At 75.3% G+C, this 12,559-nt stretch carries 15 protein-coding genes; 6 read left to right on the top strand and 9 right to left on the bottom strand.

What is annotated here, in order from left to right:
• Positions 1-193: 193 nt before the first annotated feature.
• Positions 194-1,180 (bottom strand): family 16 glycosylhydrolase, encoded by a 987-nt coding sequence (locus tag AFB00_RS33895; RefSeq protein ID WP_197519789.1) that lies wholly within the window; start codon positions 1,178-1,180, stop codon positions 194-196.
• An 811-nt stretch (positions 1,181-1,991) separates the two neighbouring features.
• Between AFB00_RS33895 and AFB00_RS07760 the strand changes: the two genes are divergently transcribed.
• Positions 1,992-3,179, top strand: a complete 1,188-nt coding sequence (locus AFB00_RS07760; RefSeq protein WP_068796668.1) for a class I SAM-dependent methyltransferase — start codon at positions 1,992-1,994, stop codon at positions 3,177-3,179.
• Positions 3,180-3,185: 6 nt separating this feature from the next.
• Here the strand turns inward: AFB00_RS07760 and AFB00_RS07765 are convergent, their stop codons facing one another.
• Complete coding sequence (locus AFB00_RS07765; RefSeq protein WP_068800102.1) at positions 3,186-3,626, bottom strand: VOC family protein; 441 nt, start codon at positions 3,624-3,626, stop codon at positions 3,186-3,188.
• Positions 3,627-3,806: 180 nt separating this feature from the next.
• Between AFB00_RS07765 and AFB00_RS07770 the strand changes: the two genes are divergently transcribed.
• Entirely contained in the window at positions 3,807-4,832 is a 1,026-nt protein-coding gene (locus tag AFB00_RS07770) for an NAD(P)-dependent alcohol dehydrogenase (RefSeq protein ID WP_068796669.1), read from the top strand.
• Positions 4,829-5,398, top strand: coding sequence for a hypothetical protein (locus tag AFB00_RS07775; RefSeq protein WP_083275352.1), 570 nt, complete (start codon positions 4,829-4,831; stop codon positions 5,396-5,398). Before AFB00_RS07770 ends, AFB00_RS07775 begins: the two co-directional genes overlap by 4 nt.
• 94 nt (positions 5,399-5,492) lie before the next feature.
• On the opposite strand, the gene AFB00_RS07780 is transcribed toward AFB00_RS07775, so the two are convergent.
• Genes AFB00_RS07780 through AFB00_RS07790 form a run of 3 tightly spaced genes read right to left on the bottom strand, consistent with a single transcriptional unit; the run spans position 5,493 to position 7,485 of the window.
• Positions 5,493-6,242: a hypothetical protein gene (locus tag AFB00_RS07780; RefSeq protein WP_068796670.1), complete on the bottom strand. Its 750-nt coding sequence runs from the start codon at positions 6,240-6,242 to the stop codon at positions 5,493-5,495.
• A complete protein-coding gene (locus AFB00_RS07785) occupies positions 6,239-7,123 on the bottom strand; it encodes an ABC transporter ATP-binding protein (RefSeq protein ID WP_068796671.1) in 885 nt (294 codons plus the stop codon). Before AFB00_RS07785 ends, AFB00_RS07780 begins: the two co-directional genes overlap by 4 nt.
• Entirely contained in the window at positions 7,120-7,485 is a 366-nt protein-coding gene (locus AFB00_RS07790; protein WP_068796672.1) for a GntR family transcriptional regulator, read from the bottom strand. Before AFB00_RS07790 ends, AFB00_RS07785 begins: the two co-directional genes overlap by 4 nt.
• Before the next feature lie 120 nt (positions 7,486-7,605).
• Here AFB00_RS07790 and AFB00_RS07795 point away from each other — a divergent pair, with 120 nt between their 5' ends.
• Positions 7,606-7,947, top strand: coding sequence for an ArsR/SmtB family transcription factor (locus AFB00_RS07795; RefSeq protein ID WP_068796673.1), 342 nt, complete (start codon positions 7,606-7,608; stop codon positions 7,945-7,947).
• Positions 7,944-8,456 carry an SRPBCC family protein gene (locus AFB00_RS07800; protein WP_083275353.1) on the top strand — a complete coding sequence of 171 codons (513 nt, stop codon included), beginning with the start codon at positions 7,944-7,946 and terminating at the stop codon, positions 8,454-8,456. Before AFB00_RS07795 ends, AFB00_RS07800 begins: the two co-directional genes overlap by 4 nt.
• 119 nt (positions 8,457-8,575) lie before the next feature.
• Here AFB00_RS07800 and AFB00_RS07805 read toward each other — a convergent pair whose 3' ends face one another.
• Positions 8,576-9,199 (bottom strand): hypothetical protein, encoded by a 624-nt coding sequence (locus AFB00_RS07805; protein WP_068796674.1) that lies wholly within the window; start codon positions 9,197-9,199, stop codon positions 8,576-8,578.
• A 104-nt stretch (positions 9,200-9,303) separates the two neighbouring features.
• On the opposite strand from AFB00_RS07805, the gene AFB00_RS07810 reads away from it, so the two are divergent.
• Positions 9,304-9,999: a TetR/AcrR family transcriptional regulator gene (locus AFB00_RS07810; protein WP_068796675.1), complete on the top strand. Its 696-nt coding sequence runs from the start codon at positions 9,304-9,306 to the stop codon at positions 9,997-9,999.
• A 6-nt stretch (positions 10,000-10,005) separates the two neighbouring features.
• Here AFB00_RS07810 and AFB00_RS07815 read toward each other — a convergent pair whose 3' ends face one another.
• From AFB00_RS07815 to AFB00_RS07825, 3 genes are all read right to left on the bottom strand, one after another.
• The gene (locus AFB00_RS07815; protein WP_068796676.1) at positions 10,006-10,725 is read right to left on the bottom strand and encodes a hypothetical protein; all 720 of its coding nucleotides are present in this window, start codon (positions 10,723-10,725) and stop codon (positions 10,006-10,008) included.
• Positions 10,719-11,687 (bottom strand): ATP-binding cassette domain-containing protein, encoded by a 969-nt coding sequence (locus tag AFB00_RS07820; protein WP_068796677.1) that lies wholly within the window; start codon positions 11,685-11,687, stop codon positions 10,719-10,721. Before AFB00_RS07820 ends, AFB00_RS07815 begins: the two co-directional genes overlap by 7 nt.
• A 168-nt stretch (positions 11,688-11,855) precedes the next feature.
• On the bottom strand, positions 11,856-12,509 hold the full coding sequence (locus AFB00_RS07825) for a DedA family protein (RefSeq protein ID WP_231974270.1): 654 nt from the start codon (positions 12,507-12,509) through the stop codon (positions 11,856-11,858).
• Positions 12,510-12,559 lie beyond the last annotated feature (50 nt).

The raw sequence follows: 12,559 nt of genomic DNA on the forward strand, positions 1-12,559 counted from the left end.
CGGACCGACCGTCCCGCACCCCGCACGATGTGCCCGCTCCCGCACCGGCACTGCGTTCCCGCACGGGACCGGCTCCCGTGCGGGAACCGCATCCTCGTGCGGCGGCGGGGAGTCGGTGCGGAATCTGCGTGCCGGTCCGCACCGTGAGGTGCCTGCGACCGGACCGCCCGGGAGCGCCGGCGACCGCAGTGGGTCAGTCGTCGTCCAGGGAGTAGATCCGGACCCAGTCGATCTCGTACTCGGCGGGCTGCATGTCGCCGCCGAAGAAGTTGTCGAGCTGGATCGTCAGGTGCCCGCTGGGCATGTCCTGGATGGCCCGGCGGTTGCCCTTCGCGCCGCCGGAGAAACGGAACCACTCCTCGCCGTCGATGAACCCGGCGATGTGGTCCGGCGTCCACTCGACGGCGACGTTGTGCCACTCCGAGAGCGGCGCGCCGCAGTCGGACTCGCGGACGAACTCCTGCTGGATCGCCCCGCGGCCGTGCGGGTAGTGGATGAACGCCTCGGCGCACTGCTCACCGGGGGCGCCGTTCTCCAGGAAGTCGTACTCGCCGTCGTCGGGCCAGCGGTCCGACTGCGGCCAGATGATCAGCAACGGGTGGTACTGACGTCCGTTGTCCGGCCCGGTCCCCTCGGACCGGACCCGGGCCTCCCACCGGCCGTACTGCTGGTCGAACCGGGACGCGAGCCACGCCGAGTCGCCGTTCTCGAGACCGGCCTGGACGAGCTTCCCGTCCTTCACGGTGGAGCGGCTGGCGCAGCGCCCACCGTTGCCGGCGTGCCCGGGCCAGCACTCGCCCGCGGTGTTCCAGCGCTCGGGGTCGGGCGGGCCGGTGTAGTCGAACTCGTCGGAGGCGGGCAGCGGCGTGCCCCAGCCGAACCGCTCGGCCGCGGTGGGCGCCCCCGGCTTCGGGACGCTCTGGTCGGCCGGCCGCGCCGACGGGTCGGTGACGGCGGGCTCCTCGGCGTCACTCGGGCCGGGAGCGGCTTGGGGATCGTCGGTGCCGGGCGCCACCACCGGATCATCCAGGTTCGCCGGCCCGGGCTCCACCGCCGGGTCGTCCGCGGTCCCGCTGCCGGGGCCCGTCCCCGGGTCGTCGGAGGTCCCGGTGCCGGGACCCGGGTCGTCCGCGGTTCCGGCGCCGGGGCCCGTGCCCGGACCCTTCACGGGTCCCGCCACCGGAACCTCCGGACTCCCCGGGCCGGGCTCCGCCACCGGACCGTCCGCGGGCCCCGGCTCCGGCCGATCGACCGCACCCCCGGCGCCGGACGCAGCGTCGTCGGCGTCTCCGGCCGTGCGGCCCGCCCCCGGCGGGTCGGCGCCCGGCGCCCCGGCGGACCCGGTATCGGGATCCTCCGCGCGCCGGGCCGCCGGATCCCCGGCCGGGTCCGGCGCCGGCGCGTCGGTACCGGCGGGCGGCGCCGGTGGCCCGTCGGGTGCACCGCGGCCCGCATCCGCGCGGGACGCGGCGACGGGCTCCGGCACGGCACCGGCCGCTGCCGCACCCGTGGGCACGGGGGGCCCGGCGCCGTCGGAGGCCGGGAGCCGTTCCGCCGCCGGCGCCGTGCGCTGGGCCGGCACGAACCCCGCCCCGGACACCGACGGTGCACCCACAGTCCCCGACGGGTGGACCCCGTCGGCGAGCGCCGTGCCCGTACCGGTCACGGCGAGTGCCCCCGCCGTCACGACCGTCGTCGCGGCGATCACCGTGCGTCGTGCAAGTCCACGTTTCATGGGGCACCGATCCGTCCCGTCCGTGTCCGGCTTGTCCGATATTCCGGACGGTAGGAGCGCTCGGTGCACGACGCCCCCGGAACCACCCGACAGTGGGGTGAGCCCACCCGGACGAGGAGCCCGCGCAACCGCTAGGACCGGTGCCCCGCGCAACGCGGGGGACGGAGGTGACCGGGGGGACGCAGGCGCCACGCGAGGGTGCCCGGCATCCGGGGCCGTCCGGGCGCCCGCGGAGCCGTCCGGGAAGGTGTGCGGCGTGGATCGCGACGACACCTCCCGGTGGGACCGGCTCGCCGGGACGGACGGCACCGCCCTGCTGGACCGGCTGGCCGGGGCCGACCGGTCCGGGGACGCGGCGCTGCGGCTCGGGACCGCCCTGCGCCGCGAGTACGACGCCGGGCTAGTCGCCGACGCGATGACCCTCACCGAGCTGCGCGACCGGGCGTCGGCGAAGTTCACCCTGGCCGGGCGGATGTGGTTCACCCGCGACGGGCTGGAGCAGGCGTCGTCGGAGGTGCTCGCCCGGCACCGGGCCGCCCGCTTCGCCGGCCGGGACCGGGTGGCCGACCTGTGCTGCGGGATCGGCGGCGACCTGGTCGCACTGGCCGTCGCCGGACACGAGGTGACCGGCGTCGACCTCGATCCCACCCATCTGTGGATGGCCGGGCGGAACGCGACCGCCCACGGCGCCGCGGTGCGGACGGTCCGCGCCGACGTCCGGGACGCCGACCTGTCCGGCGTGGACGGCGTGTTCGTCGACCCGGCCCGGCGCTCGGCGGGCGGGCGGATGCGCACCGGCGACTCCGAACCCCCGCTGGGCTGGTGCCTCGACCTGGCCGGGCGCACCGGGGCGGCCGGCATCAAGGCGGCGCCGGGGATCGACCACGGCACCGTCCCGCCGGAGTGGGAGCTGGAGTTCCTCGCGCTCGGGCGCGAGCTGAAGGAGTCGGCGCTCTGGTCCCCCGCGCTGGCCGGTGCCCGGACCAGGGCCACCGTGTTCGACCCCGCCGGGACGCACACCATCGCCGGCGACCCGGATCCGGCCGACGGGGACACCGGCGTCGCGGTCGGCCCGCCCGGCGCCTGGCTGCTCGACCCGAACCCGGCGGTCACCAGGGCCGGCCTGGTCTCGCAGCTGGCCCGGCGCACCGCCACCACCCGGATCGATCCGCGGATCGCGTTCCTCACCACCGACGACGAACCGGCCCCGACGCCGTTCGCCCGCGTCCTGCGGGTGCTCGACTCCCGCCCGTGGGACCAGAAGCGGCTGCCCCGGCTGTTGCGCGAACTCGACGTCGGCGCGGTGGACGTCCGGCGGCGCGGGCTGGCCGGCGACGTCGAGGCGCTCGCCCGCACCCTGCGCGGGCGGGGCTCGCGGCACGCGACGGTCGTGATGACCCGGGTCGACGACCGGCCGTGGGGCCTGGTCTGCGTCGCGCCCTGAGCCGCGCTACCCGCGTCCGGGGAAGTGGATGAACTCCAGGGCGACGCCGTCCGGGTCCCGGAACTCCAGGGTCGCGTAGTCGGTCGGGTCACTGCGGTCGACGACGCCGCCGTGCCGCACCGACAGCATGTCCAGCCAGGCCGCCCAGTGGTCGAGCGTCGCCCGGTCGGCCACCCCGAACGCGAGGTGGTCGAGTGCGCCGCGGACCGGGCCGCCGTCGCCGTCGGCCGGTGCGTGCAGCTCGATCATGACGCCGGTCGCCGAGTCGAGCAGCAGCGCCGCCTTCTCCGGGTCGCCGCCGCCCGCGTCGTGGTGCGGGAAGGTCATCGGGAGCCGCTGCATCCCGAGCACGCGCTGGTACCACGTGGCGCTGGACTCGACGTCCGACACGACCGCCGACACGTGGTGGAAACCGGTGACCGCCGGTCGTTCGATGCCCGTAGCCATCGGCACCCTTCCTCGTCCGGCAGCCGTACGACGGGTCACAGTCAACACCAGGAGCCCGGCCGCGTCCGCGCCGCCCGGCGGTTACCCGGATCCGCGCTGGGTACCCGGGCCGTGCCGGGTGTCGTGGGCTGCGGCGGGCGGATTGCCGAGGGGCCGGGGCGCATGGAACCGTCTCCCACCGTGACCGCGAGCGTCGAGATCCCCGAGTCGATGCGGTGCAGCGTGCTGCGCGCCGCCGGTGAACTGGAGGTGCAGGAGCGGGCGGTGCCCCGCCCCGGGCCGCGGGAGGTGCTGGTCCGGGTGGCCTCGGTCGGCACCTGCGGCTCCGACGTGCACTACTTCACCCACGGCCGGATCGGCGGGTTCGTCGTGCGCGAGCCGCTGGTGCTCGGGCACGAGCCGGCCGGGCGGATCGTCGCCGTCGGCGCCGGGGTGGACACCGGGCGGATCGGGCAGCGGGTCTCGGTCGAACCCGGCGTCCCGTGCCGGCGCTGCCGCTACTGCCACACCGGTGCCTACAACCTCTGCCCGGACGTCGTGTTCTTCGCGACGCCGCCGGTCGACGGTGCGTTCGCCGAGTACGTCACGATCGCCGACGACTTCGCCCACCCGGTCCCCGACCACGTCTCCGACGACGCCGCGGCCCTGCTCGAACCGCTGTCGGTGGCGCTGTGGGCGCACCACCGGGCCGGGACCGGGGTGGGTGCCCGGGTGCTGGTCGCCGGGGCCGGTCCGATCGGGTTGCTGGTCGCGCAGGTCGCCGCGGTGCAGGGGGCCGCCGAGGTGCTGGTGAGCGACCCGGACCCGGGCCGCCGGGCGATGGCGTCGGACTTCGGCGCCACCGCGACGTTCGACCCGGCCGACGGCGGGTCCGACGGCCCGGCCGACGTCGACGCGTTCGTCGACTGCTCCGGGGCGCCCCGGGCCGTGCTCGCCGGGCTGGACGCGGTCCGCCCCGGCGGCAACGCCGTGCTGGTCGGCATGGGCGCCGACGAGATGACGCTGCCGGTGTCCGTGCTGCAGTCCCGCGAGATCTCGCTGACCGGGACGTTCCGCTACGCCGGCACCTGGCCGACCGCGGTGCGCCTCGCCGCGTCCGGGGCGGTCGACCTCGACCGGCTGGTGACCTCGCACGTCGATCTCGACCACGTCGGCGACGCGCTGGCGCCGGACCCGTCCCAGGTGAAGGTCGTGGTCCGTCCGTGACACCCGAGGTCCTGGCGACGGGACCGGGCTGGACGGAGCGGGCGGCGGCGCTGGTGCGCGCGGCGCGTCCGGGGCCGGCGGGGAACCGGCTGGTCACCGTGGACGGGTTCTCCGGGGCCGGGAAGTCGACCCTGGCCGCCGAGCTGTCCCGGGAGCTGGCCGCCCCGCTGCTGGAGGCCGAGGACCTCTGCCCGGGGTGGTCCGGGCTGGAGCGGGTGCCGGAGCTGGCCCGGCGCGGGATCGGTGACCCGCTCGCGGCCGGCGAGACGCTGCGCTGGACGGCGTGGGACTGGGCGGGCGACGGCTGGGGGCCGGTCCGGGAGCGGGCACCGGCCGGCATCGTCGTGCTGGAGGGGTGCGGGTCCGGGGCCGGGCCGATGCACCCGGTGACCTCGCTGGCGTTCTGGGTGGACGTCCCGGCCGCGGTGCGCGAGCAACGGTTGCGCGACCGCGCGGACTGGCCGCTGTACCGGCCGTACCGCGAGACGTGGCGGCGGGCCGAGGCAGCGCTCGCCGCGACCGGCCGCGCCCGGGAACGGGCCGGGGTGCTGCTCGTACCCGCCTGAGCGCCGACCAACGCCGCGACCGCGGCCCGGCTCCACCCCCCGGTGGGTGCCGGACCGCGGTCGCGGTGCCCGTGCTGTCCGCGTGTCCGTGCTGTCAGACCCGGGCCCGCCGGACCACCAGGTAGCCGCCGACCGTGGCGATCACCGCGATCACCAGCGGATAGCCGGCCATCAGCAGCGGCACCGGGGTGTCGACGAAGAACCGGCCGAACGCCGGCCAGGCGTTCTGCAGGGTGAACCCGACGACCACGGCGCCGAGCACGGCCAGCACGACGAGGCCGACCGCCCAGATCCCGTACTGGCCCCACCGGCGGAACACCGCACCCATCGCGACGAACACCAGTCCGATCGTCAGCAACGGTCCCCAGTAGGTCAGGACCTGCAGCAGCGGGTTCTGCACCGGCATGAACGTCATCGAGAAGAAGTCCATGCCGACGCCCCAGCCCCCGGTCGCCCGCTCGATCCCGAGCAACGCGGTCAGCAGGACGGCGTGCGCCAGCGTCTCGATCGCGAGCAACAGGCAGACGCCGGTGTAGAAGTGCCGGCGCGTGATCCCCAGACTCAACGCGAACGGCATCACCTGGGTCATCGCGATCAGGTACGTCGAGCCGACGATGAAGAACACCGCGGACACCGCACCGGTGGTGCCGGCGCCCGCGTCGTCGACGTTGACCCGGATCGCCCACCAGATGACGAGGTTGACCGCGAAGATGGCGGCCAGGATCACCCAGGCGCCGCCGAACCGGTCCCGGACGTCGACCAGGTTCATCCGCAGCACGGCGGCGACCCGGTTCGATCCGGTCACGGGCCGGGCGGCCCCGGCGACGGAGGTGGCGGCGGTCATGACAGGACCTCCCGTCCGGAGCGGGCCCCGGTGTTCTGCTGGGTGGTGCGGACGACGAGCTGCTGCAGGCTGACCGGCTCGAACTGCAGCTCGGGCAGCAGGGGTTCCGGACGGGCGCCGGACAGCGTCACCCGCAGGAACCCGCCGAGCTGCTCGCGGTGCAGCTCGACGTGCCCGCGGGCGAAGCGCTCCACCGCCTCCAGCGGCCCGGTGACGGTGACCGCCCGGCCGCGCAGCTCGTCGGAGTCGGAGTCGATCAGCACCCGCCCGCCGTCGATGAGCACGACGTGCTCGATGAGGTCGGACACCTCGTCGATGAGGTGGGTCGACAGCACGACGGTGCGCGGGTGCTCCGCGTAGTCGGCGAGCAGCCGGTCGTAGAACAGCTGCCGGGCTACGGCGTCGAGCCCGAGGTAGGGCTCGTCGAAGAAGGTCAGCGGGGCGCGCGAGGCCAGCCCGATCACCACCCCGACCGCGGACTGCTGCCCGCGGGAGAGCTTCTTGCAGGCCCGGTTCGCGGGCAGCGCGAACTCCTCGACCAGCTCGTCGGCGAACGCCTGGTCCCAGTGCGGGTAGACGTGCGCGGCCGCGGCCACCGCGTGCCGGACCTTGTAGGAGTCCGGGTACTTCAGCGACTCGCGGATGAAGCAGGTCCGGGCGAGCGCACCGGCGTTCTCGTACGGCCGCTCGCCGAAGATCTCGGCGGTGCCCGAGGTCGCGAAGTTCTGCGCGGTCAGGATCTGCATGGCCGTGGTCTTGCCCGCTCCGTTGCGCCCGAGCAGGCCGTGGATGCGGTTCTCCGCGAGCGCGAAGCTCACGTCGTCGAGTGCGGTCACGTCGCCGTAGCGCTTGGTGACCCCGTGCATGGCGACGGCGTTCATGTCCCCTCGTCCCCCCAGACGTCGATCATCTTCTTCAGCTGCTCCGGGTCGATCCCGATCTTGCGGGCCTCGGTCACCAGCGGAGCGATGTACTGGCGGGCGAAGTCCTCCCGCCGGGTCTCCAGCAACCGGGTCCGTGCCCCCTCGGCGACGAACATCCCGATCCCCCGTCTCTTGTAGAGGACACCGTCACTGACCAGCTGGTTCAGGCCCTTCGCCGCGGTGGCCGGGTTGATCCGGTGGAACGCGGCGAGCTCGTTGCTGGACGGCACCTGGGTCTCCTCGGGATAGGTGCCGTCCACCACGGCGGAGGCGATCTCCTCCGCGATCTGCAGGAACAGCGGGCGGCCGTCGTCGTTCACGGCGACCTCCCGGTGTTGTAGTGCGGTTGTTCATTACTCATGTAATGAACCATAGAGCCTATCCCCGCGCCCGTCCAGACCAGGTCTTTACTTTCGTTCTAACTTATATAAGCTGCCGATGTGCATGCGTTCGACGTCCTGGGCGATCCCGTCCGGCGCCGGATCCTCGAACTACTGGCCCGCGGCGACCACACCGCCGGCGGGGTCACCGAGGTCATCCGGGCCGAGTTCGGGATCTCCCAGCCCGCCGTCTCCCAGCAGCTGAAGGTGCTGCGGGAGAACGGTTTCGCCACCGTCCGCGCGGAGGGGACCCGGCGGATCTACGCCGTGGACCCGTCCGGTGTGGACGCCGCGACGGGGTGGCTGGACGGACTGCGCGGCTTCTGGTCGCAGCGACTGGACGCACTCGGAACCGAACTCGCCCGCGGCCGTCGCGCCCGGCGCACGGAGGAGCAACCATGACCGAGGAACCCCCCGGAGCCGGACGGATCGTGACCGGCGAGGACGGCCGGAAGCGGCTGGCCTTCCACCGCCGGCTCCCCGATCCGGTCGAGGACGTCTGGTCCGCGATCACCGATCCGGACCGGTGCGCCCGCTGGTTCGGTCGCTGGACCGGCGACGCCCGTCCCGGCGGGACCGTCGCACTCGAACTGACCAGCGACGAGGACGGCGGCGGCCCACCCTCCGACGCCCGGATCGTGGTGTGCGAGCCGCCGCGGCGGCTCGCGATCGAACTGGCCGAGGGCGACGGGGCGCCGTGGGAGCTCGCGGTCGCGCTGTCCCCCGCCGGCGCCGGGACCGTGCTGGAGTTCGAGCAGGTGCTGCCGCAGGGCTTCTCCCCGGCCGACGCCGGCCCGGGCTGGCACTGGTACCTCGACCGGCTGGCCGCGGTGCTGTCCGGCGGCCCGATGCCGGACTGGGACGAGACCCTCGCCGCGACCTCCGCGCACTACGCCGAGGGGACCGGCTGAGGCATCCCCCGGCGGTCGCCCCGGTCGGGCGGCACTCCACGTCGCCGGCCGCACCGCCGCGGGACGCGTGACGTGCCACCCGGCCGGGGTGCCGCGGCGAGCCGGGCGGGACCGGCGGGTCAGCCGGGCCGGACCGCGGTGGCCACCGGGGCCGGGCGGACGACCGCCCTGGCGACCAGCAGGCACCCGGCGCCCAGCAGGACCCCGTGCGCGATCCGCAGCGGCGGGGCCGCGAAGAACTGCGGCAGGTACAGCACCAGCCCGGCGGCGAGGACCCCGGCCGCACCGACCGGCAGCACCCCGGAGCGCCGGGCGGCGAGCGGCACCGCGACCCCCGCGACGGCGAGCGCGAGCAGACCGGCACCGAACGTCGTCACGGCGTAGGGGCCCATCCGGATCGCCTCGGCGGCCGCGACGGCGTCCGGGGCGGCGAGTCCGGTGAGCTGCGCCAGCCCGAAGGCCTCCGCGCCGTAGTACGGCAGCACCAGGGCCGCCCCCACCCCGGCCAGGACGACGGCGAGCCAGGCCGCGGAGGCCCCCACCGTCCCCCGGGTCCGGGACCACACGGCCGCCAGGCCCGGCACCAGCAGGGCGAATCCGGCCACCCCCAGCAGGTGCGACGGCACCCACAGCGGCTGCGCCCACACCTGCGGCCCGTCGACGTACGGCCGCAGCGCCGGGTACAGCGCGAAGGCGATCCCCGCCCCACCCATCGCCACCACACCCGCACCGGTCCGATCCATCCCGCACCCCTCCCACGCCGACAACGAGAGCAATGCTCGCGTATCAGAGCGATGAATTCAAGAGCAGTGCTCTCGTCGTTGTGCGGTGGTCTACCGTGCCGGGGATGAACGCCTCGCGCACCGCACGCGACCGGGCCCGGGCCGAGCTCGTCGCCGAGATCACCGCGGCCGCGCGGCGCCAGCTGGCCGAGACCGGCGCCGCGGCCCTGTCGATGCGCGCCGTGTCCCGGGAGATCGGCATGGTGTCCTCGGCACTGCACCGCTACTTCCCCACCCGGGACGACCTGCTCACAGCCCTGATCGTGCAGAGCTACGAGGCGCTCGGTGCGGCCGTCGGGGCCGGGGCGGCGACGGGCACCGACGGTCCCGCCCGGCGCTGGCGGACCCTCGCCGGCGCCGTGCGGACGTGGGCACTGGCCCACCCGCACGAGTACGCGCTCCTCTACGGCTCGCCGGTCCCCGGCTACCGGGCCCCCGTGGACACGCTCCCCGCCGCCGGGCAGGTGCTCGCCCCGCTCGCGGCGCTGCTCGCCGACGCGCACGCCGCCGGTGTGCTGCACCCCGAACCCGGCCCCGGCGTCGGCGGCACGCCGGCGGACGCCGTCCGGCTGCGCGCCGCGCTGGAGCTCCCCGAGCTGCCCGACCAGGCCCTGTTCGCCGCGGTCACCGCATGGACGGGCCTGTTCGGGCACATCTCCTTCGAGCTGTTCGGCCAGTTCCAGAACGTCGTCGAGGACCGGGAGCAGGCGTTCGCCGGCACCGTCGAGCGGCTCGGGCGGCTGGCCGGCCTGGTGGCCTGACCGGCGTCAGGAACCGGGGCGGATCCGCTCCAGCAGGCCCGACCACTGCTCCAGCCACGCGGCGAACCGCCCCAGCTCGGTCCCGGCCACGAGGGTGAGCGCGGCGACCGCCACCAGCAGCGCGAGCAGCAGGTCCCCGAACGGCCCGACGCCGCCGCGGCCACTGCCGAGCGACGCCGCGGCCGTGCCGACCGGCGGGAGCCACGGGCTGGTACCGGTGATCACCAGCACGACCAGGGCCGCGACCAGCGCCACCCCCTGGCTGCGGAACAGCGGCCGGGCGAACACCGATCCCACCGCGGCGCCGGTGATCCCGCAGGCCAGGTGGGCGAGCAGGCCGTCGAGCAGGATCCCGGTCGTCGCCGTGCCCCACGCCGCGACCACCCCCCAGACGACGGCGACCAGCCCCAGCGCGGCGATCCCGGCGGTCGCCGCGAGCAGCACCCCGGCCGCGACGGCGAGCGGACCGCCGGCGGCCGAGAGCGTCAGCGTGCGGGTCGTCTCGTCCTCGGACTCGGCCAGCGCGTGCGCCAGCCAGGCCCCGACCGGGTAGAGCAACAGGGCGCTGCCCGCCCAGGGCTCGGGCAGCGCGGTGGGCCCGCCACCGAAGAGGATCGCCAGGAACACGACGTAGAGCACGGCGGGCGCGACGAACCGCTCCGACCGGCCGACGTCCTCACCGAGCAGCATCGCGACGGCGAACGCGGACCGCAGTCGTCTCACCATCCCGGACCCCGTTCCTGGTGCGGCAGCGGGCCGGGCGGGGCCGCGGGGTACCCACCGGACCGCGGCCCCCGGGCCGGCCGGGGGCCGGTGTCCCCGGCGCGGGAGGTGCCGTCCTGGCGGACGGGGCGGACCGAGCGCACCGCGCAGCCCGCGGCGAGCGCGGCGGTGAGCCAGGCGTCCGCGTCGGGGGCCGGGACGAGCACGGTGAACCGGCCCGGGGCGGCACCCTCGACCTCGGCCGGCGGGAGCACCCGTTCGAGCAGCGGGCGCGGGTCACCGGCGCACGCGAGGTCCAGGCGCATGGTGGCGCCGGGCGGCGGCGCGGCGGGGAGCGGGACGGACTCGGGATCGGTGGCCGTCGCGAGCCGGCCCTGGCGCAGCCGGTGCGTCCGGGCGCCGGGCAGGCCGAGGGCGGTGCCCGTGTGGTCGGTGACGAGGGTGGCGCCCGCTCGGGTGCCGAGCAGCTCGGTCAGCGCGGCGGCCGCGTCGTCGTCCAGACCGGACCAGGGCTCGTCGAGGACCAGCACTCCCGGGTCACAGACCAGCGCCTGCACCAGGCCGATCTTCTGGGTGTTGCCCTTCGACAGCTCCGACATCGGTTCCTTGTCGTCGCCGGTGTAGCCGAGGAGCTCGAGCAGCTCGTCGGCGCCCTCGGCGAGCCCGTCCGGGTCCAGCCCGCGCAGCCGGGCCATGTGGTCGAGCCAGCGCCGCGGCGGGATCCGCATCGTCGCGGGGAACCGGTCGGGCAGGTAGCCGACGACGACCGGCCGGTCCTCGACCCGCCCGGCCGTCGGGGTCAGCGCGCCGGCGGCGATCCGCAGCAGCGTCGACTTCCCGGCCCCGTTGCCGCCGCGCAGCACCGTCGGGACCGCCGGGTCGACGTCGAGGTGGACGCCGCGCAGCGCGACCGTCCCCGACGCGTGGGTGTGGTGGACGTCGACGAGGCGCACGTCCACCTCCACCCGTCGAAGAACCTGCTCCTGCCTTCGATCAGGTTCGCACAGCGGCACGGTCGGCCCTGCGGGCGGTAGCACAGTGTCGCGCCGAGTGGTGGGACCGGCACGCAGAGCCCACCGCATGATCCGTTCGGCATCCGTCCGGCACCGGTGGGCACGGCGCCGGGGCCGGACTCAGCGCGCCGCGGGGTCCGAGGGCGCGGGGTCACCGTCCGCGGTGCGGGTGCGTGCGCGGCGCTGGCGCAGCTTGCGCCAGACCAGCCACACGATGACCAGGACCCCGATCACCGCGACCACCTTGCTGATCGGGGACATGTAGCCCTCGATCAGCTCCCAGCGCTCGCCGAGGGCGAACCCGAGGTAGACGAAGATCGCGTTCCACACGCCGCTGCCCAGGGTGGACAGCGCGGTGAACCGGAGCAGCGGCATGCCGGCGATCCCGGCCGGGATCGAGATGAGGCTGCGGACGATCGGGATGCACCGCCCGCCCAGCACGAACCAGTTGCCGTAGCGCTCGAACAGGTCGAGGCCCTTCTCCAGGTCCTTCTGGCTCGACAGGATGAACCAGCGGTTCCCGGCGAGCCGGTGCACCCGGTCGAACCCGAGCCAGGCCCCCAGCGCGTAGAGCACCAGGGCCCCGGCGACCGCCCCCATCGTGGCCGCCGCCCAGACCCCGACCAGGTCCATCCCGCCGGTCGAGGCCCGGAAGCCGCCGAGCGGCAGGATCACCTCCGAGGGGATCGGCGGGATCACGTTCTCCAGGAAGATCAGAAGCCCGATCCCGGCCGCCCCGAGCCGGTCCACGATGTCGAACACCCACTGCGTCACACACACCATGGTGCACGTGACGGGTCCGTCGTGTCCCGAGTGTCCGGTTG

This window comes from Pseudonocardia sp. HH130630-07 (assembly GCF_001698125.1).
Lineage (GTDB): Bacteria > Actinomycetota > Actinomycetes > Mycobacteriales > Pseudonocardiaceae > Pseudonocardia.

Bases quoted from the DNA above. Each gene is read 5' to 3' on its own strand.
- AFB00_RS07765 (WP_068800102.1), bottom strand. From the start codon at position 3,626: ATGGCTACGGGCATCGAACGACCGGCGGTCACCGGTTTCCACCACGTG.
- AFB00_RS07780 (WP_068796670.1), bottom strand. From the start codon at position 6,242: ATGACCGCCGCCACCTCCGTCGCCGGGGCCGCCCGGCCCGTGACCGGA.
- AFB00_RS07785 (WP_068796671.1), bottom strand. From the start codon at position 7,123: ATGAACGCCGTCGCCATGCACGGGGTCACCAAGCGCTACGGCGACGTG.
- AFB00_RS07800 (WP_083275353.1), top strand. From the start codon at position 7,944: ATGACCGAGGAACCCCCCGGAGCCGGACGGATCGTGACCGGCGAGGAC.
- AFB00_RS07805 (WP_068796674.1), bottom strand. From the start codon at position 9,199: ATGGATCGGACCGGTGCGGGTGTGGTGGCGATGGGTGGGGCGGGGATC.
- AFB00_RS07810 (WP_068796675.1), top strand. From the start codon at position 9,304: ATGAACGCCTCGCGCACCGCACGCGACCGGGCCCGGGCCGAGCTCGTC.
- AFB00_RS07815 (WP_068796676.1), bottom strand. From the start codon at position 10,725: ATGGTGAGACGACTGCGGTCCGCGTTCGCCGTCGCGATGCTGCTCGGT.